Annotated in this window: 34 protein-coding genes; 2 read left to right on the forward strand and 32 right to left on the reverse strand. The window is 70.2% G+C overall.

Annotated elements, in window-relative coordinates; translation table 11 throughout:
• Positions 1-286 precede the first annotated feature (286 nt).
• The 12 genes from EKE94_RS03120 to EKE94_RS18565 form a co-directional block, all read right to left on the reverse strand.
• Positions 287-1,099, reverse strand: coding sequence for a DNA adenine methylase (locus tag EKE94_RS03120; protein ID WP_127905453.1), 813 nt, complete (start codon positions 1,097-1,099; stop codon positions 287-289).
• A gap of 221 nt (positions 1,100-1,320) precedes the next feature.
• A complete protein-coding gene (locus EKE94_RS03125; protein ID WP_127905130.1) occupies positions 1,321-1,527 on the reverse strand; it encodes a hypothetical protein in 207 nt (68 codons plus the stop codon).
• Positions 1,528-1,610: 83 nt separating this feature from the next.
• The gene (locus EKE94_RS03130) at positions 1,611-2,156 is read right to left on the reverse strand and encodes an N-acetylmuramoyl-L-alanine amidase (RefSeq protein WP_127905131.1); all 546 of its coding nucleotides are present in this window, start codon (positions 2,154-2,156) and stop codon (positions 1,611-1,613) included.
• A 93-nt stretch (positions 2,157-2,249) separates the two neighbouring features.
• Complete coding sequence (locus EKE94_RS03135) at positions 2,250-2,714, reverse strand: hypothetical protein (protein ID WP_127905132.1); 465 nt, start codon at positions 2,712-2,714, stop codon at positions 2,250-2,252.
• Positions 2,711-3,007, reverse strand: coding sequence for a hypothetical protein (locus EKE94_RS03140; RefSeq protein ID WP_127905133.1), 297 nt, complete (start codon positions 3,005-3,007; stop codon positions 2,711-2,713). The genes EKE94_RS03135 and EKE94_RS03140 overlap by 4 nt, the downstream gene beginning before the upstream one ends.
• Complete coding sequence (locus EKE94_RS03145) at positions 3,004-3,363, reverse strand: DUF1353 domain-containing protein (protein WP_127905134.1); 360 nt, start codon at positions 3,361-3,363, stop codon at positions 3,004-3,006. Before EKE94_RS03145 ends, EKE94_RS03140 begins: the two co-directional genes overlap by 4 nt.
• The gene (locus tag EKE94_RS03150) at positions 3,360-3,827 is read right to left on the reverse strand and encodes a DUF4376 domain-containing protein (RefSeq protein WP_127905135.1); all 468 of its coding nucleotides are present in this window, start codon (positions 3,825-3,827) and stop codon (positions 3,360-3,362) included. Before EKE94_RS03150 ends, EKE94_RS03145 begins: the two co-directional genes overlap by 4 nt.
• Entirely contained in the window at positions 3,824-4,156 is a 333-nt protein-coding gene (locus EKE94_RS03155; protein ID WP_127905136.1) for a hypothetical protein, read from the reverse strand. The genes EKE94_RS03150 and EKE94_RS03155 overlap by 4 nt, the downstream gene beginning before the upstream one ends.
• An 11-nt stretch (positions 4,157-4,167) precedes the next feature.
• Entirely contained in the window at positions 4,168-4,974 is an 807-nt protein-coding gene (locus EKE94_RS03160; protein WP_127905137.1) for a hypothetical protein, read from the reverse strand.
• Positions 4,974-5,891 carry a hypothetical protein gene (locus EKE94_RS03165; RefSeq protein ID WP_127905138.1) on the reverse strand — a complete coding sequence of 306 codons (918 nt, stop codon included), beginning with the start codon at positions 5,889-5,891 and terminating at the stop codon, positions 4,974-4,976. The genes EKE94_RS03160 and EKE94_RS03165 overlap by 1 nt, the downstream gene beginning before the upstream one ends.
• Positions 5,888-7,777, reverse strand: coding sequence for a hypothetical protein (locus EKE94_RS03170; protein ID WP_127905139.1), 1,890 nt, complete (start codon positions 7,775-7,777; stop codon positions 5,888-5,890). The genes EKE94_RS03165 and EKE94_RS03170 overlap by 4 nt, the downstream gene beginning before the upstream one ends.
• A gap of 77 nt (positions 7,778-7,854) precedes the next feature.
• Positions 7,855-10,800: a hypothetical protein gene (locus tag EKE94_RS18565; RefSeq protein ID WP_164870805.1), complete on the reverse strand. Its 2,946-nt coding sequence runs from the start codon at positions 10,798-10,800 to the stop codon at positions 7,855-7,857.
• A gap of 224 nt (positions 10,801-11,024) precedes the next feature.
• Here EKE94_RS18565 and EKE94_RS03180 point away from each other — a divergent pair, with 224 nt between their 5' ends.
• Both EKE94_RS03180 and EKE94_RS03185 read left to right on the forward strand, forming a co-directional pair.
• Positions 11,025-11,273 (forward strand): BrnT family toxin, encoded by a 249-nt coding sequence (locus tag EKE94_RS03180; protein ID WP_127905140.1) that lies wholly within the window; start codon positions 11,025-11,027, stop codon positions 11,271-11,273.
• Positions 11,270-11,560, forward strand: a complete 291-nt coding sequence (locus EKE94_RS03185) for a BrnA antitoxin family protein (protein ID WP_127905141.1) — start codon at positions 11,270-11,272, stop codon at positions 11,558-11,560. Before EKE94_RS03180 ends, EKE94_RS03185 begins: the two co-directional genes overlap by 4 nt.
• Positions 11,561-11,588: 28 nt before the next feature.
• On the opposite strand, the gene EKE94_RS03190 is transcribed toward EKE94_RS03185, so the two are convergent.
• The 20 genes from EKE94_RS03190 to EKE94_RS03285 all read right to left on the reverse strand — a co-directional run bounded on the left by EKE94_RS03190 (position 11,589) and on the right by EKE94_RS03285 (position 24,469).
• A complete protein-coding gene (locus EKE94_RS03190) occupies positions 11,589-11,855 on the reverse strand; it encodes a hypothetical protein (protein ID WP_127905142.1) in 267 nt (88 codons plus the stop codon).
• A 59-nt stretch (positions 11,856-11,914) separates the two neighbouring features.
• Positions 11,915-12,295, reverse strand: a complete 381-nt coding sequence (locus EKE94_RS03195) for a hypothetical protein (protein ID WP_127905143.1) — start codon at positions 12,293-12,295, stop codon at positions 11,915-11,917.
• A gap of 65 nt (positions 12,296-12,360) precedes the next feature.
• Positions 12,361-12,804, reverse strand: coding sequence for a phage tail protein (locus EKE94_RS03200; protein ID WP_127905144.1), 444 nt, complete (start codon positions 12,802-12,804; stop codon positions 12,361-12,363).
• 15 nt (positions 12,805-12,819) lie between these two features.
• The gene (locus EKE94_RS03205) at positions 12,820-13,206 is read right to left on the reverse strand and encodes a DUF3168 domain-containing protein (RefSeq protein ID WP_127905145.1); all 387 of its coding nucleotides are present in this window, start codon (positions 13,204-13,206) and stop codon (positions 12,820-12,822) included.
• A gap of 1 nt (position 13,207) precedes the next feature.
• On the reverse strand, positions 13,208-13,390 hold the full coding sequence (locus EKE94_RS03210; protein WP_127905146.1) for a hypothetical protein: 183 nt from the start codon (positions 13,388-13,390) through the stop codon (positions 13,208-13,210).
• A 2-nt stretch (positions 13,391-13,392) separates the two neighbouring features.
• Entirely contained in the window at positions 13,393-13,932 is a 540-nt protein-coding gene (locus tag EKE94_RS03215; protein ID WP_127905147.1) for an HK97-gp10 family putative phage morphogenesis protein, read from the reverse strand.
• A complete protein-coding gene (locus EKE94_RS03220; RefSeq protein WP_127905148.1) occupies positions 13,922-14,275 on the reverse strand; it encodes a phage head closure protein in 354 nt (117 codons plus the stop codon). The genes EKE94_RS03215 and EKE94_RS03220 overlap by 11 nt, the downstream gene beginning before the upstream one ends.
• A complete protein-coding gene (locus EKE94_RS03225; RefSeq protein WP_127905149.1) occupies positions 14,275-14,499 on the reverse strand; it encodes a hypothetical protein in 225 nt (74 codons plus the stop codon). The genes EKE94_RS03220 and EKE94_RS03225 overlap by 1 nt, the downstream gene beginning before the upstream one ends.
• A gap of 20 nt (positions 14,500-14,519) precedes the next feature.
• Positions 14,520-15,089, reverse strand: a complete 570-nt coding sequence (locus EKE94_RS03230) for a head-tail connector protein (protein ID WP_127905150.1) — start codon at positions 15,087-15,089, stop codon at positions 14,520-14,522.
• Between the two features lie 12 nt (positions 15,090-15,101).
• Positions 15,102-15,557 (reverse strand): hypothetical protein, encoded by a 456-nt coding sequence (locus EKE94_RS03235; RefSeq protein ID WP_127905151.1) that lies wholly within the window; start codon positions 15,555-15,557, stop codon positions 15,102-15,104.
• Positions 15,558-15,617: 60 nt separating this feature from the next.
• Complete coding sequence (locus tag EKE94_RS03240; RefSeq protein ID WP_127905152.1) at positions 15,618-16,925, reverse strand: phage major capsid protein; 1,308 nt, start codon at positions 16,923-16,925, stop codon at positions 15,618-15,620.
• A 100-nt stretch (positions 16,926-17,025) separates the two neighbouring features.
• Positions 17,026-17,922, reverse strand: coding sequence for a S49 family peptidase (locus EKE94_RS03245; RefSeq protein WP_127905153.1), 897 nt, complete (start codon positions 17,920-17,922; stop codon positions 17,026-17,028).
• A complete protein-coding gene (locus tag EKE94_RS03250; protein ID WP_127905154.1) occupies positions 17,919-19,244 on the reverse strand; it encodes a phage portal protein in 1,326 nt (441 codons plus the stop codon). Before EKE94_RS03250 ends, EKE94_RS03245 begins: the two co-directional genes overlap by 4 nt.
• Positions 19,241-20,899 carry a terminase large subunit gene (locus tag EKE94_RS03255; protein ID WP_127905155.1) on the reverse strand — a complete coding sequence of 553 codons (1,659 nt, stop codon included), beginning with the start codon at positions 20,897-20,899 and terminating at the stop codon, positions 19,241-19,243. The genes EKE94_RS03250 and EKE94_RS03255 overlap by 4 nt, the downstream gene beginning before the upstream one ends.
• Positions 20,886-21,323 (reverse strand): P27 family phage terminase small subunit, encoded by a 438-nt coding sequence (locus tag EKE94_RS03260; RefSeq protein ID WP_127905156.1) that lies wholly within the window; start codon positions 21,321-21,323, stop codon positions 20,886-20,888. The genes EKE94_RS03255 and EKE94_RS03260 overlap by 14 nt, the downstream gene beginning before the upstream one ends.
• Before the next feature lie 114 nt (positions 21,324-21,437).
• Positions 21,438-21,818, reverse strand: a complete 381-nt coding sequence (locus EKE94_RS03265) for an HNH endonuclease signature motif containing protein (RefSeq protein WP_127905157.1) — start codon at positions 21,816-21,818, stop codon at positions 21,438-21,440.
• 116 nt (positions 21,819-21,934) lie between these two features.
• Positions 21,935-22,729, reverse strand: a complete 795-nt coding sequence (locus tag EKE94_RS03270) for a hypothetical protein (protein ID WP_235855875.1) — start codon at positions 22,727-22,729, stop codon at positions 21,935-21,937.
• Positions 22,726-23,313: a hypothetical protein gene (locus EKE94_RS03275; protein WP_127905158.1), complete on the reverse strand. Its 588-nt coding sequence runs from the start codon at positions 23,311-23,313 to the stop codon at positions 22,726-22,728. Before EKE94_RS03275 ends, EKE94_RS03270 begins: the two co-directional genes overlap by 4 nt.
• 239 nt (positions 23,314-23,552) lie before the next feature.
• On the reverse strand, positions 23,553-24,194 hold the full coding sequence (locus EKE94_RS03280; RefSeq protein WP_235855876.1) for a hypothetical protein: 642 nt from the start codon (positions 24,192-24,194) through the stop codon (positions 23,553-23,555).
• Positions 24,194-24,469 carry a DUF2312 domain-containing protein gene (locus tag EKE94_RS03285; RefSeq protein ID WP_127905457.1) on the reverse strand — a complete coding sequence of 92 codons (276 nt, stop codon included), beginning with the start codon at positions 24,467-24,469 and terminating at the stop codon, positions 24,194-24,196. The genes EKE94_RS03280 and EKE94_RS03285 overlap by 1 nt, the downstream gene beginning before the upstream one ends.
• Between the last annotated feature and the right edge of the window lie 34 nt (positions 24,470-24,503).

A 24,503-nucleotide genomic window follows, 5' to 3' on the forward strand; every position in this document is an offset into this window, starting at 1 on the left:
GTGATAACTTCGACTACGCAATTCCGAACACCGAGTGGGTGGCGCGACAAGGATTGAATTGTGGGGGCGCTTTGCCGCCGCAGCGGACGCACATTTATTCCTCAGCGGATTTCCGCGACCTTTCATCTCTACTGGCCTAGGTGTCATGCTGCACTGATCCGGAAGGTCCGCAAACTGCCCATCTCTGCCGTTCGTCTAGGGCGCAGCGAAGGTCGGCTTTCCGCCCTTCCAGGACAACGATGCAAGGTGCAGCGACTGCCCGGTCGCCACACCTGACCGGCGCCCCCTACAACAGCCCCGCCCTTTTCTCTCGATTTGACACGATCAGCTCGCGCGCCTTGCCGCCGCCCGCCGCCGCGCGGGCCACGGTGTAGCTCAACCGGACCTCATCGATATGGAAGCCCGCGAAGATCTCGCGGATCTCCGGCGTATCGTTGATCGAGAGCACGAAGGCGCCGCGCAGCTGGCGCAGGATGTCCGCCAGGCGGGCGAAGTCGTCACGGTCGAACATGCCCTTGCCGTAGTCCGCCTCGCCCCCGTGATAGGGCGGGTCGAGGTAGAACAGCGCCTCGGAGCTGTCGTAGCGGGGAATGAGGTCGGACCAGTTCAGGCATTCGAAGACGACACCGTCCAACCGCTCGTGCGCGGCTTCGAGGAGGGGCTTCAACTGACCCAAGCGGAAGCGCGGCCCGCTGGTCGGATCCACCCCGAAGGCGCAGCCGATCTTCCCGCCGAAGGCCAGACGCTGGAGGTAGAGGAAGCGGGCGGCGCGCTGCAGGTCGGTCAGTGCGGAGGGGTCCATGTCGCGCAGGCGATCGAACTCGCGACGCGAGGCGATCTGGAAGCGCATCACATCCATCAGCTGCGGCAGGTGCACCTGCAGGATGCGGAAGAGGTTGACGATCTCGCCGTTGAGATCATTCGCCACCTCGAGCCGCGGCCGCTGCCGGCGGCGCAGGAACACGCCGCCCATGCCCACGAAGGGCTCGATATAGGTGCGGTGCGGGATCTGCTCGAGGCGATCGATGATGGTGCGGGCGAGCTTGCTCTTGCCGCCTATCCAGGGGGCGACCGGCGCGGCCGGTCGGACGTGGTGCATTGTCATGTTGGGGGATTCCAGAATAGGAGTCCGCCCGCTCTCGCGAGAGTCGGGCGGCGATTCTGGGATAAGGACGTCGGCGCAGTTGTCTTGACGGTGGCTGCGTGGTTCGTGGTGTTACCGCACCACGGCCCCCGCCCATGGAGGCGGCAGCAGGGTCGGCCGACGCGGGTCCGCGTCCGCCGGTATCTCGGAGGGGAGGCGGCCGCGGCCGCCCTGCCCTACCCGCGTTCCTTCGTGACCCACCCGGCGATGGTCGCACCGGCGGCGGTGAGCCCGGCGGCAATCTCGGGGCCGATGATGTCGCCGGCGCCGGGCACGTAGTGTTCGACGATCGTCACGCAGAGCGCGGTGACGAGGCCGCCGGCGCCGGCCGCGGTGACCTTGCGGGTCGGCCGCCGGGTGGTTTGGGTGATGAGCTTTGGCATGAGAGTGGTCCTTTCGGGGGATGGGGCTGTGCCAGGCGCGCAGCGGCGGGCGGCCGGGGCCGCGGGTGTCGCGATGTCGGGGATCAGGCGCCGGCCAGGGCGCGGTCGGCGGTGTCGCGGATCTCGGCCAGGCGCCAGCGGTAGACCGTCGCCTCGGTCGCCGCGTCGACGGCTTCCGGCGCCGGCGCCGCGGTCGGGCCCTTGTCGAGCCAGCGGGCGACATTGAAGCCCGGGCAGGCCTTGGCCGCATAGTCGTTGTGGCCGGTGATCGGCACCGCGCCGAAGCGGTCCTGCAGATCCGCGAGAAGTGTGCGCAGCGCCGTATCCTGCCGGTCGGTAAAGTGCTCGGCAAAGGCGTCGGTCTCGGCCGAGCCATGCCCGCCGAGGAGCGAGATGCCGATCGTGCCGGTGTTGTGGCCGCGGACATGGGCGCCGGTGCGGTCGATCGGCCGCCCCGTGGCGACGGTGCCGTCGCGGTCGACCAGGTAGTGATAGCCGATGTCGGACCAGCCATTGCCCTCGACATGCCAGCGCCGGATCTCGTCGGCCTTCGTCGCTGTCGTCTGGCCGTCCATGAACTCCGGCCTGGTGGCCGTGCAGTGCAGGATGATGCCGGTGATCTTGCGCATGATGTGATCTCCTTCGCGCATGCAAAAAGCCCCGCGCGATCGGCGGGGCTCGGGGGTGGTGAAGCGGTGTCGGGTGGGGGTCGGCCGTCGGCCCTAGGGTGCGGTGCCGGTCAGGGTCGGTGCGGTCTCGGGGTCGATGGTGAAGCTGTAGGTGACGGGCCGCAGCGGCAGGATGCCGAAGGCCAGCACCCGGCGGGTGTAGCTCACCGTGATCGGCGGCCCGGCCTCGAGGCAGGGCACCGCCCAGTCGCCCACCTCGTAGCGCACCAGGTCGTTGTCCTGCGGCGCATAGGTGCCGGCCGCCCCGGGCGGGCTGATGCAGATCCGCCCGGCCTCGCGCCCGACAACCCGCACCACGCCGTGCCAACGCGCCTCGACCGCGCCGAAGGGCGTCTCGCGCACCACGGTCATGATCCAGGCGCCGGCCTCGTCCCGGGCGATGCTCTGGCTGATCACCTGCAGGAACAGGCTCGAGGGCAGGCAGACCCAAAGCGCAAAGGCGGCGATCGCCAGAAGCCCGGCCCAGTCCCAGCGGCTCCAGCGCGGATCGCGGGTCATCGGACCCACCCCCGGATGGTCAGGATTGCCGCGCCGAGGCCCGCCGTCGTCATGATGATGCGGATGATCCACTTGCCGGCCCAGCCCCCGCGCTCGGCGGTCTCGACCAGCCGCACGATGCGCAGGATCAACCGCTCGCCCCCGCCCTCGGGCTCGTCGAAGAAGGCGCGCTCGATCCGGCCGATGCGGTCTGCGATCTCCGGCAGCACCTCGAGGCACTCGTCGACGCGCGCCCGGGTCCGCTCGAGCTCGCGCAGGCGGATCTCGAGCTTCTGCACGTCATTGCCGTTCATGGGGGGCCCCACCGCCACTTCCAGAGCGAGACCGCGAGCCACATCGCCAGTCGTCGCAGCCCGCCCACGCCGTCGGCGGCCAGCGCCTCGTTGAAGACCGCGCCGGCCGTGACCCGGTGCCAGTTATCATCGAGCAGCCAGTCGTGCAGCGCCGCCGCCTTGAGGTAGCGGGGGTCGTCAGGCCGCACGATCCAGCGCAGCCCGCGCGGGACGCTGACATCGAAGACATAGCCGATCGGCACGGTCACCGCGGGCCCGCCCTCGCGGCCGATCTGCCAGCGCAGCGGGGCGGTCACGCGGAAGCGCAGCCCGCCCACGGGGACATACCAGGCCGCGGCTTCGGTCCAGGCGCTCATGCCGGGGCCTCGGGGTCCGTGGGGGATGCAGACCCCATCGGCCCCGACGGCCAGTGGCGGTCGTCGGCGAAGTCTTCGGGGATCCCGCCCGGGGCATCCTTCAGCGCGCGGGCGGCGAAGATATGCGCCTGCTCATGCGCGGCGGCCGCCTGCCCCAGGGCGAACACCGACGGGGCGTCGAGCTGCGCGATCGCGTTGTCGGCGGTGATCCAAGCGAAGGGCGCCGCGCCTTCATGCCAGTGCAGATCGCCCGCGCCCGCGCCCTGCCCCATGGCGAAGCCCGCCATCGTGGCCGCGCCGACGATGCGCTGCTTCGATTCCTCGTCGGTCTGGAAGACATGCCCGGCGAAGGTAAAGCCGGCGGCCAAGCGGCGGTCGCGCTCGGCATTGACGCCCGCCCGGCGGCGCGCCTGCTCGGCTGCTGCCTTGTCCTCGGCGGTCTCAATCGTGAGCGTGAAGGTCATGGCCCCTCCTCCTCTGTGGTCTTGCGGATCACCCGGTCGGGCACCGGGCCCTCCGTCACCTCGACCCGCCAGTGCGCGGGGTCCGCGGGTTGATCCGCCTCCGCTCTCGCGGCGTCGTAGGTCAGGCGCAGCCCGAGGCGCAGGACGCCGCCCTCGCGCGTGATCGGGCCCACGAAGGGGTGATCCCCCTCCAGGGTGCCGCTGCCGCCCTCGGGCACGGCCGAGAGGTCATAGGCGGTGCCATTGTGCGTGAGGACGTCGCCCGCGACCGAGGCGGTGTCGTCAGGTTGGCCGGGCAGTCCGGCGATGATGTGCAGATCGATGTGCATGGGGTCCCTCCTCAGAACCAGCGGCCGCGGGCCTCGACGTGGATCACGCCGGTCGACGCCGCGGTTCCGGCGGCGAGCAGAACAAGATTTGCCCCGGTCGACGTGTAACCGCCGGAGCTGATCGTCGCGACGTGGCCGTGCGGCCCCTCCACCCGGCGCACGGTTGCCAGGATCGTCGGCGGCGCGACAAAGGCCGCGGGGTAGGTCCAGCTCCACGACGGCGAGCCGAACATGGCGCCGGCCGTGTAGGCGTCCGGCGTCAGCACGGGGCTGACGTGGTGGCAGACCTGGTCCCCGTCGGCTGTCCGTTCGAAGGATCCATTGGAGTTGCTGCCGCTCTGGAACAGCCCGCCGGTCGGAACGCCCCCGAACTGGCTGACGGGCCCCACGACATTGGTGGTCTCGTAGGTCCTGCGCCAGCCGGACCACACCCCGTTATGGAGCGTGTTCTCCCACCGTCCCCCGCCGGGGCGTTGCGCATAGTATTCCCGCCGCGCGAACCCGTCCCCGAACCGCTGCGCGAGGAAATACCCGTTGGAGACCCCGGCCGGTTCGCCGCCCGCGTCGAAGGCATAGTAGATCCCCGAGGGTATATCCGGGTCCAGGACATCGCCGGAGTACTTGTTGGCCTCGAGGCTTCCCCAGCCATGCGCCCCGTTCAGCATCAACCGCCCCGGCGTGGCGTCGGTCGGGCCCTCGGGCAGCGCCTCCCTGATCGCGAGGATGGAGGCCCTGAACCAGTCCGCCTGCGCCTGGTGCTGCGCGTTGAAGTTCGGCCCGAAGCTCGGGACCGCCGACGGGTCAGTGATCATCACCATCAAAGACGCCCTTCCACAGTTACGTTGAGGTCCGACCAGCCATTCGCGTCGGCGGTCTTGATGAGCCGGGTGAGGCGGCCGTAGGTGGCGATGCCCCAGGTGTTCGCGGTGGCCGCGCTGACGTAGTAGAGCCCGCGCCGCGCCCGCAGCCGCGCCAGCGCCCGCTCGGCCCGGCCGCCGTCGTTGTTGGCGATCTTGACCGGGTAGTCGCGGTCGAAGGTATAGCCGCGCTCGACGATGGCCTCGTTGCCGAAGGGGTCGATCGTCGCTTGCGAGTAGTCGACGAGCTCGCTCGACAGCCCCGACACCGCGACGCCGAACTGCGGCACGTCCCCGAAGATGACCTCGCCGCAGGACACCGTCTCGCCGTCCGCGCCGATCCGGATGCGCACCTGGTTGCCCGGGCCGCCCAGAAGGTCGGCGGTGTCGCTGTCGATGATCCCCAGGTCGACGCCGGTCAGCGGCGTGGTGAAGAGCGTCACGTAGTCGACGATCTCGGAGGCATCGATCAGCGGGATGGTCTGGTCATAGGTCACCCGCGTGCCATCGTAGATCGTGACGCGGAACTGCGAGGCGGAGACGTTGATCACCGCCACGCCGCGCAGAAGCGAGGTCAGCGCGCAGCGCACGTCGATCTGGCCGGACCGGGTGACGACCGAGCCGGGCCCGCCATCGAAGAGCCGCCAGGGCGACATCGGGCCCCGCTCGATCCACTGCGTGCCGACCGTCTCGGCCGGCGCATGCCCGAGATTGCCGCCGGCGACGCTCTCGTAAAGCCGCCTGGCCGGGGTGACCTTGACCACGTCGCCTGCGGCATAGGTGGTCCCGGCCTGCCATTCCGGGGTCGGATCGGGGATGTTGTGGCCGACGAGGTTGGCCTCGGTCACGGCCACGGGGTCGATGATCTTGAGCGTCATGGCGTCACCACCTGGTCGTAGTCCTCAAAGTTGCGGCGTTCGTTCGCCTGCCGGTTCTTCGTGGCCTCGACGATCAGGCGCCCGCTCTGGTCACGCTGTTGCGCGGCCAGGTCCCGGACCTGCCGCCGCAGCGCGCGGACCTCCGCGAGGAGCTCGGCATTGCCGCCGCCCAGCATCCGCGCGGTCTCCGCGGCGCTGTGGATCCGGCTGGGGCCGGTCACCTCCAGCTCGGGCCCGCGTTCGCCGACCAGCCGCAGGCCGCCCGGGTGCAACCCGCCCGTGGCATAGGCGGGAATGCCGCCGAGGCCCGTGATCTGCCCGCGCAGCGCCTCGATCCGGCCCATGAGCGCGGTGGGCCGGCCGATCAGCGCCTTCAGCTGATCCTCGAGCCCGCCCGGGCCCCAGAAGGCCGCCCGGAAGGCGCCGATGTCGGCACCCCGGCCGTATTCCACCCCGGTCGCGCGATACTGGATGTAGCCGTCGTCGGTGACGTTCAGCGCCGCATCGCGGGCGCCGTTGCGGATGTCGACGCCGGTCTCGGCCTCAAGCGCCCGGATCTGACCGATGATGCCCGCGGCCTCCCCCGCCACCCGCGCCCGCTCGGTGGTGACGCGGGCCAGATCGCTCTGCAGCCCGGCGATCCGGGCGTCGCGGGCGCGGTCTGCGGCATCGCTGACCAGCTGCCGGCGCAGCGCATCGAGCGTGTCGCGCAGCGTGGCGATGGGCGAGGTGACCTGGATCCGGCTGGTGTCTTCGTACCAACGCTGGAACGACCGCGACGGATCGAACTGGAAGCTGCCGCCCAGCGTCAGCCGCCCGGCCGTGGCGCCGGTGATCGAGTCCAGCAGACCCCGCTGCGCCCGGGACAGGCGACCGATGTCGACCGATCCGATGATGGTCTGCGTCAGTTGGCGGTTCCCGCGCTCCAGCTGGCGCAGCAGGCGGTGGTCGAGGTCGGTGATCCCCTCGGCGGTGACACTGACGCGCACCCGGTTGCTCGTATCCCGCACCCGCCCCAGGGCCAGGCGCAGGGTGTCGCTGTCGATGCCGCTGGCCATCAGCACGTTGACGACCCGCATCAGCTCGGAGGTGCCGGTCAGGGCGATCCGCATCGCGTTGCGGTCGATGCCCGAGGCGATCGAGGCGGTGACGGTGCGGGCAAGGCCCGACGAGGTCGCCAGCGCCAGCCGGGTCATGTCGCGCCCCAGCCGGTTGTCGGCGAGATACTCGACCGTCTTCAGGTGCTCGGAGGCGCCGGTCAGCGCGATCCAGCGCAGGTCCGGCGTCAGGCCCTCGGCCCGGACGATGAAGTCGACGTCGGCGGTGATGCCGCTCGCGGCCTGCCCCAGCGCGTCCTTCATCCAGCCCGGCATGGTGTCGGTGGCGCTCATCACCACGTCGAGGCGGGCGCGGATGTCGGCGTAGCTGATGCTCTCCACCGCCGCGATCGCGGAGCCGAGCGAGCCGAGGCTGGCCTGGAACGCCGCCAGCTGGTTGGCCTCCAGCTGCCCCCCGGCATTGAGGTAGTCGCGCACCTCCTGCAAGAGCGAGACCTGGTCGCCCAGCAGACCCGCCAGCACGTCGTGCCGCGCGCCTTCGAGGTCCGACACGCCCGCGGTCAGCTGCAGGTCCGACAGCACCCGCGCCTCGGCCCGGGCGAGATCCAGGCGGGAGGTCGCGGTGTCGCGCGTGGCCTGCAGCATCGCCTTGGCCGCCCCGGGCAGGTCCGTCGCGGCGGCGTTGTCGCCGGCGATGGCCGAGGCCAGCACCGACTGGTACCGCGCCTCAGTGAAGGCCCGGGCGCTGTCGGCCGAGACCAGGGCGCCGGCCGTGCTGCGCATCTCGGCGATCAGGTCGCGCAGCGTGCCGGCGGTGCGATACCACATCTCCGCGGCCTGGCTGTTGGCGCGCAGTGCCTCGCTGGCCTGCCCCAGCGCCGCGTCGATCTCGGTGGTGGCAACACCTACGAGCCGCGCCTGCGCGGGGTGATGTTTCCGACGACTTCGGCAATAGCACCAGACAAGCCCAACAGTTCTGCGTAAAGCTCGCGCCCGGCCTCGGTCGTGGTGTCGACCGCCTCAACCACGGCGCGGAACTGATCGCGGGTCGCGGGCATCGCCACCCCGAGATCAGCCAGCCGATCCGATAGACGCCGCATCGTCGTGTCGAAGCGCTCTTCCTCGGTGTAGAACGCGCCGAAGTAGGTCGAGACCGCGCCCGACATCGCGTCGAGCCCGCCGAAGGCCTCCGCCATCTGCGCCGCGGCACCGGCGCCTTCGACCGAGACCGCGAAGAGCCGATGCCCCAGCAGGTCCATCGCGTCGTTGGCCGAGGTCAGGCTGTTGGCCAGCCGTTCGAGCGTCGTCGCCGCGCCCTCGCCCTCGGCCGCGAAGGCGGAAAGCCCCGGGATCATCTCGGCCATGTCGTCGGCGATGCCCACGAGGCCCTCGCGCACCGCCTGCAGGGCCTGCTCGTCCGACATGCCGTCGGTCGAGATCCGCACCTGCGTGGCGAAGTCGGCAAAGGCCCCCTCGCCCACCGCCAGCGCCGCGGCGGCCTCAAGCACGCCGCCCTGCATCCTGGCGACGGCGGCGATGACGGGATCGGCCAGATCCGCATCCGCCGCGCGGTAGCTCGTGCCGGTCGACGTGATCAGCCCGAAGAGACGCGAGGTCTGCGTCTTCTCGAAGGCCTCGACCAGCGTGCCCATCTCGTCCACGGTCACCCGGATGCCGCGGTCGAGCTGCTTCGTTTTGCCCGCGAGCAGCGAGATCCCCGCGACCGCCAGCCCGATCACCGGAATCGCGGCGCCGAGCGTCGTGGCGAAGGTGGCCGTTCCGGCCCCGGCCAGCGCGGCGTTCGAGCCGATCGAGAAGATCCCGCCAAGCCCGCCCGACAGCGACGCGCCGAGGCCCCCCAGCAGACCCGTGCCCGCCGCCGCGGTACCGGCCGCGCCGCCCCAGCCGCCGAGGAAGCCCGAGGCGTTGGCGCCTAGCCCACCGAGGACACCGGCCCCGGCCGCCCCCGACGCGCCTTGCGCTGCTGCCGCCGTGCCCGCCCCGCCAGCGGTGATCCCGGCGATCGAGGGCGCGATCCGCGCCCGCAGCGCCGCGCTGGCGACGTTCGAGATCCAGCCCTGGAACGCCCGCCACGCCCCGTCGAGCGCGCCTGTCCAGTCGGTGAAGAACGTCCCCGCGAGATCGCCCAGCACGGTCGACAGATCGCCGACCAGCGGCACGCTCTCGACCAGCCGGTTGTTCAGCCCCGCAACCGCCTTGGCATAGGCCCGATCGCTGAGCCCCGCGACCTTCAGCTTGCCGAGCTTCGCCAGTTCCGCGCGGTAGTCCTTCGCCGGGTCCGCGTCGAACTCCAGCCGCTGGATCTCGCCCTGCATCTCCTTCAGCGCGCGCCCGGCGGCCTTTGCAGCCCCGGCGGTGCCGCCCGATCCGTCGCCGCCCGCCCCGCCGAGCGCGTCGTTGTAGTGATCCAGCGCATCCGTGCCGTCGCCGGCGGCGCCCTCGACCTCCCCCAGTCCGGCGACGAGCTCGCGGATCTCCGCGATCGCCGGCGCGGCCGCCTCAAAACCGGCGGTCGAGGCCTTGAACCGTGCCCCGCTCTCGGTGTCGAGATCGGCCTTCAGCGACTTCAGCGTGGCGGCCGCGTCCGAGCCCTCCTTGCGGAAGGTGAAGAGCCAGCGCGGCACGCCCTTGGCGGTGAAGTGCCCGATCACGTCGTCCCAGGCGCCGAGGATCCTGGCGAAGGCCCCCACGAAGTGCGAGGCGATCGATGCGGCGGTGCCCGCCAGCGCATCGACCAGCGCCTGGGAGAAGGTGTCGATGTTCTGGAAGGACTGCAGGGCCACGTCCTGCAAGAGCCCGAGCGCCGCGCCGATCCCGCCCGCGGCCCGGGTCAGCCTGCCGAACTGGTAGACCAGCTCGCCCGCGCCCACGACGATCGCCCCGAACCCGGTGCGCATGATCGCGCCGCGCAGCACACCCAGGGACCCCGCCAGCAAGGTCGTCGCGCCCCGCGCGGTGATCAGCGCCTTGGCATAGCGCGCGCCCATCAGCCCGGTCAGGGTCACGGCATAGGTCGACAGCCGCTCGAGGTTCCCGATCAGCGCATCCGTCGCGGCCCGCAGCGTGCCGCCCTGCATCATGGCCGTGGTGAAGGCGTCGGCAAGCGCGGTCATCGCCGGGGCAAGCTCCACCGCCACCCGGTTGCGCAGGCCGGCGAAGGCGCTGCCGATCCCGATGGTGGCGAGGCGCAGGTCGGCCATCGCCGCCCGCGTGCGCTCGTCCATCACCGTGCCGAGGCTTTGGGCCCGGGCCCCGAGGCGTTCCATCTCCACCCCGCCATTGGCCAGGAGCGGCAGCAGGGCCGTGGCCTCGTCGGCCAGCGACTCCATGTAGAAGGTCATCTCCTGCTGGTTCACCCCGGCCTTCTCGAGGCTGGAGACGTAAAGCTGCAGGGCCTCGGGGCCGGAGAGGCGCGAGAACTGGTCGGCCGTGACGCCGACCCGCGGGGCGATCTTCTCGAAGAAGTCCGCCATCTCCCCGCCGCCCGTCTGCAGGAAGTCCCCGATCCGGTCGTTGGTGTCCTTCAGGATGTCGCTGAGCTTGTCCTGCTCGATGCCGACCGTCTTCGCCCCGGCCGCCATCCGCTGGAACGCCTGCGGCGTGGCGTTCGACAGCTGCGCGAGCTTCGTCACCTCGTTCGCAGTCCGCGCCGTGGCCAGCGTCACGCCGCCGAGCGCGGTCGCCACCACCGAGCCCAGCCCCGCCAGCTGCTTGAACTGCCGCCCCAGCCGATCGGTCGCTCCCTGCGCCTGGCGCACCCCGCGCGAGAACTGCGCGCTGTCGAGACCAAGATTGACGCGCAGCGCGCCGATGACGGACGATCCGGCCATGGGTGCCTCTCAAGTGATGACGCGCGAAGGCTGCCCTGCCCCGGGGTTAGGGAGGACGAGCGACGCGGGTCGGGGCGGGTGTCGGGTGGACGACGCCAGGCTTGGCGACGATTGAGGCGGCTTAGACGGGGCCGGGCTGTCGAAGCTCAGTATTTCCTAACCAAGCTCGTTTTTGTATATACAGTCATATTGACCGGCATGAGGTTTATGCATATACATAAACTATGCTGATGATCGTTTGGGACGAACCGAAGCGGAAGGCCAACCTTGCCAAGCATGGTTTGGACTTTGCCGATCTCACCGAAGACTTCTTCCTTTCGGCGCTCGTCATCCCGGCAAAAGATCAACGGCAGATGGCTATCGGGGCGATGGCGGACGGAACCATCGCTGTCGTGTTCGTCACCCTCGGTGAAGAGGGTGTCTCAGTGATTTCGATGCGCCACGCCAGCAGGAAAGAAAGGAATATCCTTTGACCCGAGAACACCTGACCGAAGAAGAAATCCAGCGCCGGATCGCCAGCGACCCGGACGCCCCGGAAGCCACAGACGCGCAGCTGGCCCAAGCCAAGCCGTTTTCCGAAGCCTTCCCCGATCTTGCCGATAGGATGCGCAAGAACGTTGGTGGCCGCCCCAGATCCGACAACCCCAAGGTGGCGGTGTCCATCCGTCTCGATCGTGAGGTGGTCGAGAAATTCAAAGCGGATGGGCCAGGCTGGCAGACCCGGGTGAACGAGGCCTTGCGGAAGGCCGTGGGCGCATAAGATCCGCGGGCTGCCCCCACGACCCGCCCTATCCGCCCTCGCCCCCCTGCATTGCCATGGCCATGAAGAACCCCCGCACCTGCTCGATCTCGGCCTCGGTGGACATCGCTGGCGCTTCGGGCGCCGGTGACGCCGCCGGAGTGCTGAGCGGCGTGTACTCCGGCATGTCGCCCGGCTGGTGGAAGGCGTAGGCGACGAGCCCGGCGAGGTCGTGGTTCAGCGCCCGGGCCTCCTCGTGGCGCGTGCGCCGCGCCCGGCCGTAGCCGTCGAGGATCGCCAGGATCTCGCGCGGCACCAGATCCCAGAACGGGGCATAGGCCTGCCCCGCTCCAAGCCAGTGCTCGAGCAGGTGCCCTACGTAGTCGCCGGGGTCTTCCGGCTCTTGCCGTTTCCCGAGGCGGCCTGCCCCGCAGTGTCCCCCTCGGCCTCCGCCTGCGGAAAGGCCGCCCGGATCGCCTCGCCCAAAAGCCGGCTGGCCTCGGGCAGGCCCAGCTCGTCGACGATGTCGCCGGCCTCGGCCGTCGTCAGCTCAGGCTCGGACGAGGCGACGCCGGCATGGAAGAGGTTGAGGAAGCGGCGCAGGTCGTCGGGGTGATCGTCGAGGGCGCGCAGACCCTCGGTCAGCGTCTCGCCGGTCGTGTCCTGGTAATGCACCATCGCGTTGGTGGTGAAGCGCAGCTGATGGGCGACGCCCGCCGCGGTGAATGCGATGGCGCCACGCTTGGAATTGCTCATGTCGGTCTCTCTTGATGGGGGGAAGGAAGGGTGCCGCGCGCCGCCCCGGGGCAGCGCACGCGGGATCAGGCGCCAGCGGTGCCCTTGGTCCAGGTCACGTCGCCGCTCGTGCGGATCGACACCGACATGGCGACGATGTCGCCGACGCCGTTCTGCTCGAGCTGCGGCGTCGGGAAGCCGCGGAACTCGAAGGTGTCGCCTGCGGTCTGGCCGCGGTACTTGGGCAGCGTGGTGCGGTAGTAGATCGGATCGTCCTGCGCCTGGTCGTTCAGCTGCTGCTCGTAGGCCGCGGGCGTGTAGTTGCAGGGGATCGAGATCGTGCCCGCGTCCTTCAGGCCCTTTACGTATTCCTTGAACCCGTTCGGGCTGTCGAGCGAGGTCGCCTCCTGGTAGTCGGTCTCGACCGTGGGCACCGCGATGCCCTTGGCCTCGGGAACCTTCTCCCAGGTCGTGCCGTCGAGCGACCGCTCCACGGTCGCGCCGTAGGCGATGCGAGATTTGGTGGCCATGGGGCCCTCCTTTGTTCAGAGTTCTTCGTAGTGGACCATGAAGTCCAGGGAGACGCGGAAGGGCCGGTCCGCTTCGTTGGTGCCGCCCTCACGCCCATCCCGCGCACCCGCGAGAAAGACGCCCTGCAGGATCCCGCCGCTATGCCCGTCGAGGCATGCGCGCACCGCGCGGGAGAGCTGCTTCGCTGCGCCGTAGGTCCCGGCGTAGCAGTCGATCTGAACCCGCGCGGCGAAGACGCCCGTGGGCCCGTCGAGGGTGTGGCCGCCGAGGTCCGAGACGCCGGTCAGCACGCAGCCGGGCCACGGCGCCCCCTGCGGATGCGCCCCCCAGTTCACCCGCCCCCCGGCACGACCAGAGACCCCGCCGTCGGCGAGGAGAACCGCGCGCAGCTCCTCTTCCATGTCAGTCGGCGGCCTCGATGCGCAGGCCACGGCACACCCAGGCCGCGCCCCGCTCGCAGAGGGGATCGATCCAGCGGGCGGGCAGGATCCCGAGCCGGAACGCGGGCGCTGCAAGGCGCAGGGCCAGGCGCAGGACAAAGAGACGCCGGCGGGGAAACACGGCGCGAAGCTGCAAACGGGCCATCGTCAGTCCCCCTGCCGGGCTGCAGCCGCAGCCTTCGCCGCTTTCCGCGCCGCGCGCTTTGCGGCCTTTTCGACCTCCGACCAGAGGATCGGCTTCAGCCGGTCGATCGTGGGCCCGGCTTCCGCGTCATAGGCCGGCCGCATGAAGGGCTGCGGCGCAGTCCCCGGGTGCCGGGTGCCCGCGAACTGGCCCTTGTTGTCGTGGGGCGCGGTCCCGAACTCGACGAGGTGGCCATGCCGCCCGCCGGCGCCCAGCAGGTAGGACGGCCCGACGAAGAGCTCGACCGCGTCGCGCTGTTCGGGGGCCAGGCGCCGCTGGCCGTTCTGCTCTTTCTTGTTGAGCTTGCGGCCGATCTTGATGCTGTCGCGCAGCTCCCCGTCATCGACGGGGGCGAGGTCGCGGGCGAGATCCGCCATCGGCTTGGCCGCCTTGTCGAGCGAGCGCCGCAGCACGCTCTTGCCAACGCCCTTCGACAGGTTCGACAGGCTCTTTTCCAGATCCGCGAGACCCGACACGCTGAACCGGACCGAGTTATTGCTCATCGGACGCCCTTTCATCGCTGCGCGCCGCACAGGTGATTTCCAGCCAGCGCCGCCGCCCCGAGCCTTCCTTGATCCCGGTGATCTCGTAGGTGACGCCGTCGCAGATCAGACGGTCGCGGGGCGTGATGCCCCGGGCAAAACCCGACCAGCGGACCGTGAACCGGGTGGTGACGCTGGCCGCGACCTGGTCGGCGCGCCAGCGCTCGGTGTCGTTCACGTCCCGCTTCGCCGCCCAGACCGGAACCCCGAAGGTGGCATAGCGCCCGGCCGTCGAGCTGAAGCCGTCATCGCCGCCGGTCTCGCGCAGGACCTGGACGCGGCGATCGAGCGCGCCTGCGGCCATTACTGCGGCGCCTTCGCCTTGCGGGTGACCGGGCGCTTCGCGGCCGGCTTCGTCGCCGCTGGCTTCGCAGCTGCAGGCTTCGTCGGCGCGGTCCGTTGCGCCTTCGCCACCAACGTCCCGGCATGCACCTGGGCGTTCACGTCATCCGGATCGGCGGGGCGCGTCTGGCCCTCGTTCCAGAACCGGCCGGCGGCGAAGTGGCGGCGTTTCACGGTGTAGTCCATCGGGGTCTCCTTCGTGTTGCTCATGCCGCCGCGGTGACCAGCGGGCGGCGGTAGATGTTCTGGCGAATGAGGCGTTCTTCGCCGAAGCTGAGTTTCGGGGGCTCGGCAGGCTCGATCGCGATCCCGGCCTCGTGCCAACCCTTCACCATCAGGATGATCGCCTGCGTCAGTCGCCGGGGCGCCGGACCGCCCGCCTGCACCGTGGCGCGCACGACCCCCGGGGCCCCGCCCAACCGGTCGGCCGGGTGGGCCAGCACCAGCTGCGGCTCGTCATGGCCCAGCTCTAAGCGCCAGGCGTTCGCATCAAGCGCCACCCAGGCATCACCCTGCGCGACCTCGACCATCTCGATCGCGGTCACCGGGGCGACGGGAAGCCACCACCGGCGCCACGGGCCGCCGCGCTCGACAAAGCGCAGACGGCAGGGGGCGAGCGGGCGGCGTGTCGCGGTCTCGACCACGTCCTGCGCGGCCAGCAGATACCCCGTCAGCGCCGCGTCATCCCCGAGCTCGTCCTCGGGCAGATGCACGGCGCGCTTGAACGCCTGCACGCTGACCACGAGGTCGGGCACCTGATCGTCGAGACGTTCCACGCCGCCGGCCCCTTACGCCTTGCCGCCGGCAGGCTTGCCCTGCGCCGGGGGCTTGCCGGCGTCATCATCCTTGCCGCCGTCCTTCGCGGTGGGTTTCTCAGTGGGTTTCGGGTCGGCTTTGGGCTCCGGCGCTTTCGCCGGGCCGGTGTTGCCGACCGGGTCGGTCAGCATGCCGGGGTCCGTGTTCGGCGCGGGCGCCGTGGGCGCGGGCGAGGCCATCGCGGCCTCGCGCCGGTCGAGATCGGCTTCGCGCGCCGCGATCGCCGCCTCGCGCTCGATCAGCCGCTTTTCCTCGGCCTCGGCATTGCGCGCCTCGATCAGCGCTGCATCGGTGGCCTCGTCCGGCTCGTGGACCTTCGCCACCTTGCCGATCAGCTGGCGGGCGCGGCCCGGGTCGAACCCGGCGATCTCGCCGACATTGTATTTGCTCCACGCCTTGGTGAAGCGCAGGATCACGCGATCAGGCATCTCTGCCTCCTTGTCATGTCAGGGAAGATTGGATGGCGGGGCCCCGGCCGGGGCCGGCGGTCAGAGCGACCAGCCGACCGCCTGGATGCCCGAGAGGGCCACGTCGTGCCGCGGCGCGAGGTCATGCTCGGAGATCGCGCGCATCAGCGTCAGGTCGTTCTGAAAGGCCGAGACCATGTCGCCATTGGCGTCGATGTAGGCGGCGTCGGTCGAGTTCGAGATCGTGATCGCCATGCTGTCGCCGATCATCACCTCGTCGAAGTCGCCGAAGTAGATCTCGGTCTCGTCACCGCCGTCGCCCAGGTTGTCGGGCAGCTGCGAGGTAGTCCGGATCGGGTAGCCCCGCAGCGTCCCCGACTGGTCGATCGAGGGGAAGATCAGCGCGCCCGAGTTCGGGTCGCGCAGGCTGGCCAGCCAGTTCTTGGCGCTGGCGCGCATGATCCAGCCCGGGGTGACCATGGCGACGTCGCTGTCCTCGACCGCGTTCACGGCCCGGCGCACCGCGGCCTCGGCGGCCGCGACCGTCTTGGCGACCCCGGTCTGCCAGTGCCCGGCCAGCATCCAGTTGCGCAGGCCCACGGGGGTGTTCTGGGTGCCGTCGCCGCGCAGGAAAGCCAGATCCTCGCGCAGTGCCATCACCCGCAGCATGTCGTCGCGCACCATGCGGCCCAGCTGCGGCGTGGCGTGACGCAGCAGCGAGTTGCCGATCGGTACGAGGCTCGTCAGCTTCTTGAAGGTCTGGTCGATCTTGCCGAAGGTGGGTTCGCTTTCAGGGATAGCCGCATTCTCGGCGGTGTAGCTTGCCCGCGCGCTGCCGGTCTGCTGGGCGTGGCGCAGCTCGCCCGCCGGCATGTCGATCGTCCGGGCGCCCGAGGCGCGCACCGCCACGCGGGGGCGCAGCAGCTCGATGATCTCGCTCGACACCGGGCGCGGGATCGTCACGCCGCCGCCACTGTCGGTCGCGCCGGTCAGCGCGGCCGAGACGCTGGAATGCCCGTCCTCGTCGAGATAGCGGCAGGCCCGGTCGCGGTCACCGCCGGCCCGCGCCAGCGCCTGCACCATCAGGCCCGCCGTCACGCCCTGGTCGGCCTCGGACCGCGCCGTGGCGGCGCGCGCGGGCGTGCCGGGATTGGCTTCGTCGCCGGTGTCGATCGAGGCGGCAACAGCGGCCTCGACGGTTTCGGCGCGCTGCACCGCCGCCGCGGCCGTGTTGAACGCCGCCTCGGCCGCGTCGAACTCGGCCGAGGCCGTGGCCAGCGCGTCGGTGTCCGGCGTCTCGGCCGCCTCCAGCGTGGCGATCTGGTCCGCCGCCGTCTGCATGCGCGTTGCGGCCGCCGATCGGGCGCGGCGCAGGTCGTTGATGTCCATCGGGAACGTCTCCTTGGATGAAGGCCGCGCAAGCGCGCAGCCGTTTGGCCCCGCCGCGAAGGCCGGGGGATCACGAGGCGCGAAGGGCGCAGGTGTCAGGTCAGGTGGTGGCCAATGCCCGGGCCGCGGCGGCGCGGGCGCGGTAGGCCCGCGGGGCGGTCTGGCGCCGTGGCGCATGGGCGGCAAAGAGCGCGGAGTAGAAGTCACTGCGCCGGCTCTGCCGGTCGGCGAGCCCCCGGGCGATCGCCTCGGCGGGATGGAAGACGCCCCCGCCATCGGCAGGATCGTCGGTGAGACTCAGACGCGCGGGCAGATCCTCGAGCGGGATCCCGCGGCCCGCGGCAACAGCGGCGTGGAACGTCGCCTCCAGCCGGTCGAGATCGGCGCGGATCACCGCGATCCCCTCGGGCGTGCCGGGATCGGGGCGCTTGGCCCGGGCATGGCGCGAGGTGAACTCGAACCAGCGCTCCCCGCCCATGTCCGGCGCCTCGGGCCGGTGGGCCATCACCGCGACGCCGATCGAGCCCACCTCGCTGCCCGCGGTCATCACGATCTCGGTCGCATGCGCCGCCAGCCGGTAGCCCGCGCTGGCCGCCAGCGGCGAGACCAGGGCATGCACCGGTTTCACCGCCGCGGCGGCGGCCACCGCCTCGGCCGCGGCATCGAGGTTGCGCACGAGGCCGCCGGGCGTGTCGAGTTCCAGCGCGATCGCCGCCACGTCCTCGCGTTCGGTGAGCTCGGTCATCGCCTCTTCGATGCCGCGATAGGTCGCCCAGCCGAGATAGCGTTCCAGAAGCTCGGAGTTCGGCGTCATCAGGCCGCGGATCGGCATGACGGCCACCCCGCCCGAGACCGCGAAGCGTTCGCCCCGCTCGATCGCGACGGGCCCGCCCGCCGCGGCCTCGGGCAGCTCGGTGGCGAGGTATTCCCCCGCGGCCGGATGGCAAAGCGCCACGGTGCTGCCGGCAAGCATGCTGGCGACGGTGCGTCTGGTCATTCCTCGGTCTCCTTGTGGCCGGGCGCGGCAGTGTCGTCCCGCGTCATGTTCGGCGGCGGATACATCCGGTCGCCGCCCTCGATCGGCTCCATCCCCTCCATGACGCGGCCCTCGTTCATCGTCGTCCAGGGGCCCCCGATCGCCTTGGCGAGCGCGTCGTAGCGCTCCTTCGTCGTCGCCTGCAGAAGTGCGTCGTAGTCGTGGCGCAGGAAGAAGCCCGCGCGGCGTTCGGCCTCGGTCAGCGCGCTCAGCATCAGCTGCGCCTCGGTCAGGCGCCCCCAGTGCAGAAGACAATCCGCCTTGTAGTCGATCGCCTGCTGTTCGCCGTTGGCCTTCACCCCGTGCTCCAGCATCTGCAGCTTCGAGGGCGGCACCCGGTAGATCTGCGCGATCTGCTCGCGGTCGAACTTGCGGCTTTCCAGCAGCTGCTGATCGGCCGCGCTCAGGTCCAGCGCCTTGATGTCCTCGTCGGGCGAGATGATCGGCCAGCCGTTCGAATCCGGGTCCGACAGCGCCGCCTTCACCCGCCGCGCGTTGCGCTGGTAGGCCTCGTCGTCGCCATAGACGCTGTCGAGCTTCACCACGCCGCGCGTCGCCCCGCCGGCCGCCGCCCGTGCCGCGGCCTCCTGACCGGCGAGCGCCAGCCCCATGCTTTCCGCGGCGACCTCGATCGGGCTGCGCCCGGTCCAGCCGTCGTCGGCCATGTAGCGCAGGTGGACCATCGCCCGCGACGGCACCCGCCGCATGATCCCGGCGCCGTCCTCGAAGTCGTAGAATCGCGCCCGGCCCGCCCGCAGCATGGCGACCATGTCGGGCCGGATCGCCTCCATCAGCGTCAGCTCCCCCGCCCCGTCGCGCGGCGCGTAGGAATAGGACCGCCCGCGCAGGCAGAAGGCATAGACCAGCGCATAGCGCATCGTCGCGGCGGCCACCTGCGGCGAGGCCTCGACGTTCAGAAGATAGGCCAGCGGATGCGTCCGCACCCGCTCTTCCCGACCGTCGTCGCGGCGGCGGTAGAGCTTCAGCGGCACCTTCGCGAGATCCCCCGCGATGACGTTGCAACAGGCAAAGACCGTCGCGTGCCGCTGCGCCGCGATGGCGCTGACCCGCGGCAGGCTGCGCACCCGGCCCTGCCCGCCCCAGCCGATATCGGTCAGCCAAGCCGCCGGCGCAGCCGTGGCCGAGCTGGCCGGACCCGCGTCCGCCGAGGCCGCCGGATCCGTGGCCGTGGACGAGACCGACGCGGCCGAGACCGGCGGTTCGGCGCGCCGCGCGGCCGCGGCCGGGTCAGACCGATCGAAGAGGCGTGCCAGCGTGCTCATAGCAACTCGATCTCCCGATCCCGTTTCTTGCCCTGGGCGGCTTCGGCCCGGCCGAGCGCCATGATCGCCGCGACCGCCGGATCGATCCGGCCCGTCGACTTCTGCTTGTTGGGCTTGATGTTCTCGCTCGCATCCTCGTCGCGATGCGTGTTGCCCACCGCCCAGGCCAGCACCGGGTTGCCCGCGTGCCGGATCCGGGTCTCCATCACCCGCGCCTCGAAGGCCTTCATCGGCGCCGACATGCCCGCGTAGCCCTGCCCGTGGTCGACCAGCGGGAAGTTCCGTCGATTGAGCTGCCGCTTCATCGACGCCATGCCCCAGCGGTCGAAGGCCAGTTCGCGCAGGTTGAAGAACCGCCGGATCCATTCCAGCCGCTGCAGGATCTGGTCCTCGTCGATCGACCCGCCCTTGTGCACCTCGAGCCAGCCCTGGTCGCGCCAGGCGATGAACTCGCGGTTTTCCGACTGGGCGCGGGCGATGAAGCCCCGCGGCCCTTCGGGCATGAAGGTGTAGGCCACCAGATACGTCCGCCCCTCGACCGGCACCGCGATGACGATCGCCGAGAGGTCCGTCGTGCTCGACAGGTCGAGCGCCGCCCAGGCATCGCGCCCGCGCAGCATCTCGATATCGAACGGCTCGGCCCCCCGGTCCCACACATCGCGCGAGATCCAGCCCTGCGCCCCCTCGGTCCAGAGATTCAGGTGCAGGCGCCGGAAGTTCGGCATCTTGCCACTGATCGCCTGCGCCTCGCGGTAAAGCCGCCCGAAGTCCTCCTCCTGGAACGACACCCCGAGGTTCGGATTGCCCATCCGCCAGGCCAGCGGATCGGCCGGGTCCGCATCCTCGGGCGGCTCGGCCACGTAGGCGAAGAAGGCGTCGTCCTCGACATCGCCGCGCAGCACCTGTTCCGAGTAGCGCCGCATTTCGCCGCAGATGCTGGCCCGGCTCGCCCCCGCGGTGGTGATCGCCCAGTCGATCGGTTGCGATCGGGCCAGCATCGAGTTCACCACGATCTCGGCCAGCTCCCGGTCGGTCCAGCGGTGCACCTCGTCGCGCGCGGCGAAGTGCGGGTTGATCCCGTCGGCCGAGTTACCGTCGCGGCTGAGCGCGCTGATCGTCCCGTTCGTCCCCGGCGTCTCGATCTCGGTCTTGTAGACCGTCATCAGTTGCACGAGCGCCGGCGAGGCGCGGATCATCCGCTTCAGCTCCTTGAAGAGCAGCCCCGCCTGGTCCCGCGTCGTCGCCGCGCAATACCCCTGCGGCGCCGCCTCGCCGTCGAAGAGTTGCGTGTAGAGCGCCGGCACCGCGGTGTCCGTCGTCTTGCCGTTCTTCTTGCCGACCTGGTGATAGGTCGCCTTGAAGCGCCTGAGCCCGTCCGCCCGCTTCCACCCGAAGACAGAGCCATGCCGGAACATCTGCCAGGGCTCCAGCGTCAGCGGCTTGCCCGCCGACGGGCCCGTCGTGTGCTTGATCAGGCCCGCGAAGTTCAGGATCCGGCTCGCCGCCTTCGTGTCGAACCACAGGCCGCGGTCGGCCCCGCGTTCGAGATCCACCAGGTGCCGCTCGCAGGCCATGCGCACCAGTTCGCCCGCCACCGTGTCGCCCGCGACCACGCTCAGGGCGTAGCGCGAGACCGGGTGATCAATGGCTTCCATTCAACTGCGCCTCGAGCATCGACAAAAGATCGCCCTGCCCGTCCGACGCCATCCGCCGCTCGTCGACCGGCGACATCCCGAAGAGCGCCGAGACCTGCCGCATCGTCGACAGCGCATCCTGCCGCTGGCCCCAGGCGGCGCGCTTCTTCTCCTGCTGCCCGTTGCGGGTCGTGACCGTGTAGTTGAAGCCGTAGTCCAGAAGCTCGATCGTGAAGCGCATCACGTCCGCCGCCGCCTCGCAGTAGACCGCGAACATCTCGACATGGTGCTCTTCCAGCCGGTCCTTGCGCGCCATGATCGGCGCCAGCCGGTCCCAGACCCGGCGGCCCTCCTCGCTCATGATCTCGGGCGCCTCGGGGACAGGCTTCGGCGCATCGCCCTTCATCGGGATGACGTTGCCGAGGTCCGGTTTCCGTCCCTTCATCGCTCCCTCCTTCCCTGCCCAGATGGGCTTTTTTCCTCAAATTCCCGCGTGCGGAAAAAGACCTCCCCACGCCGGTCCGGCGTAGGGGCGGAGATTTTCAGATACCCCCCGGGGTCAGGCGCCATGGAACACCTCGCGCGCCGTCTTCCGGCTGTGGCACCGGCGGCAGAGCGGCTGCCAGTTCGACCGGTCCCAGAACTTCGCCGGATCGCCGCGGTGCCGCTCGATGTGATCGACCTCGACCGCCGGCTCGACACCGCCAAGCTGGCCGCAGTCGACGCAGAGCGGGTTCCACGCCAGGTACGCCTTCGCCGCCTTGCGCCAGGCGGAGGTGCGGTAAAGCGCGTGGCCCTTGCGCGCCGCATCCGAGGTCTTGGCCTGCGCCCGCCGGGCGGCAAGGCGGTTCGCCTTCTCGGCGGCATGCACCGCGCAATGGGAGCCGCCCGGCACCGCGAGCTCGTCGCAGCCCCGGATCGCGCAAAGCTTGCGGATCATCAGCGCCTCGCAATGTCAGGGGTCAGAACGCAAAGCGCCCGGTCGGGTCATTCCCGCCGGGCGCACTGCTTGATGTTGCATATATATCCGCCACAGACGGAGGTAAGCGTCAAACCCTAATTGTCATCCGGGCGCATTTTTCCCCAGAAGTCCCTAGCAGACGCGCCTCCCGCCACCATGATATTGCCCCGTCGAACCGGGCCGACCATGCGATCGAGCGCCTTGCAAAGCGCGGTGCGCACCGCCGCGCGGGTATCGCCGTAGACCTTCCACCCAAAGCTATCGAGCACGTCGCTGATCGTCCGCCCTTCAAGGCAGACCGCATCGATCAGTTGCCGATCGGTGAAGCTGCGGCGCGGCCGATCCGTGGCCGAGGTCCGGCTGGGTCGCTGGCGCCGAACCTCCATGGCAATGCCCGTGCCGATCCGGCGGTGCAGGGCCGCCAGCCGTTCGGCCTCGATCAGGCGGCGGTCGGTCACATCGCCGCCTTGCCCGCTTCCACCGGCGCGGCCCTCGACCGAACTGAGTTTCACACCAGCCGCGGCCAGCTTCTCCGTCAGCGCTGCATAGCTGCGGCCCATCGCAACCTGCGTTGGCGTAAAGGGTTGGTCCCGCTTCGACCGTGCGGCGGCGCGCGCCATCAGGTCGAAGGCGTCGGCCACCGCCAGCGCCTTGCGGCCCTCGTACCCCGCGGGCTTGCTTTCCCAATCCGCCGCACCCTTGGGATAGAACGCCTTCGGTTCGAATGCGCGCACCGGCCCGCGGGCCGGTGCCTCGGGCATCGCCGGTCCGCAGCCGTCCGGCACCCGTCCCGCCGCGCGCACGAGATCGATCCGCTCGGCTTCGGTCAGCGGTCGCCCGGAGGCATCGCGTCCCGTGCCCAGAATCTGGAATAGCCTGTCGTGTTTCATGCTGCGTCCCTCCTTGCCTTGCCCTCTTCGATGATCTGCCGCGCCTCGGTCGCGTCGCGCTGGTAGGCTTCGCACCAGGCGCGTTCTTGCGCGCTGATTTTCCCGGCCGCAGCCCGCTCGCGGTAGCGCTGCAGAGCTCGGGCGTTTTCGTCGGCAACTTTGCGTATCTGCCTCATGTCATAGGGCAGGACCGGACGCTGATGCTTCCGAACGAACCGAAAGAGCTCGACCAGGTAGCCGCCGGCCTCTGCCTGCGGTCCCTCTTTCGAGGCGAGCCAGCTGGTTATGATCCGCGCCTGCCGCAGCGGGCGTTGTTGCAGCCCGAGGCCGTAGTTACGGATAGTCAGGTACTTCGGGGACCGGTCGCGTTTCGGCCCGGTCGCGGCGTCGAGGACGTTCTGCACGAGCGTATCGAGATTTTCTGAATCGAGATGCGCAAGCTCGGCTGTCAACTTTCGCCGGGTGGCGGCCCAGGTCTCGCCCGTCACCCGCGGCGGCGGCTTCAGCCCCGCGGCGTCGAGCCTGTCCCACAAGAGCGCCAGCACCCGGGCGCGCCCTTCGGCCTCTGTCGCGTTCGTGTCCATCCTCGCCCCCTTCTCGGCCGATCCGCCCTCTGCCACCCCACGCCGCCGGCCGGTTCGGCGCGATGTGTCGGTTTCCTTCTTCTTTCCTGTCCCTGTCCCTATCGTGGGGGACACTTTTCGGATGTGTCCGGGGACAGATCGCTTTGTGTCCCGGGACACATCCATTTCTGTCCCGGGACACTTTGGGTCTGTCCCGGGGACACTTTCCTCTCGTGTCCCCGGGACCGATCGTGAGGGGGTCAGCCGACCTGCCGCGCCCGGGCCGGGTCGAACTGCTGGTTCGCCCAGGCCGCCATCGCGCGCTGGTACCACTCCGCCGTGCGGTAGCCGTCGCAGTGCTGCTGCAGCCAGTCGTCGATCCAGAGGACCGCCGCGTCGTTTTTCGCGAGATCCGCGTGGAAGCCCGCGATCGTGCTGCGCAGCCGCTGCCGCCGCTTCTTGGCGTTCGCCGCCTCGTTCGAGGCGCGGTTGTTCTCGCGCCGCGACAGCGCCTCCTGCACCATCTCCAGAACCATCGGGTGCCAGAGCCGGATCTCGTCGTCGCAGCGGCACCGCGTCCACTTGTGCAGCGGGCCGAAGCGCATGTCGCTCAGTCGCTCCAGCCGCGCCTGGTCGACGTGCAGAAGCTTCGCGATCAGCTCCATGTCGTCGGGCAGCGTGCCGATCGGCGTCTGGTCCTGCGACAGGCAGATCAGGTCGAAGAACAGCGCCCGCGCCTCCTCGGTCGCCTTCAGGCGCATGTCCGAGTTCAGCCAGCGTCGGTGGTGCCAGACCAGGAAGTAGTGGCTGTCGAGCCGGTCGTGTTCGCCCAAGGGGTATTCGGGCAGATCCTCGACATCGACGGGGCGCAGGTGGTGCGGGGCGTCAGCGAGCGGGCCCATCAGTTCATCCCCAGCGCTTGCTTGTACATGTCGAGCACCGCCTCTTCCTCGGCGATGTCATCCCGGTCGCGCTTGCGCAGGGCGATGATCTTGCGGATCACCTTGGTGTCGTAGCCCCGGCCCTTGGCCTCGGCCATCACCTCCTTCTGCTGGTCGGCGATGTCCTTCTTCTCCTGGTCGAGCCGTTCGAAGCGTTCGACGAAGGACCGCAGCTCATCGGCAGTCACGCGGTAGGCGCCGTCACGCACCGCGCGGTCGGCCTCGGTCTCCTTCATGCGCGGGGCGTCGCCCCCCGCCGGGTCTGCGTCG

This window comes from Mesobaculum littorinae, from assembly GCF_004011175.1.
GTDB lineage: Bacteria > Pseudomonadota > Alphaproteobacteria > Rhodobacterales > Rhodobacteraceae > Tranquillimonas > Tranquillimonas littorinae.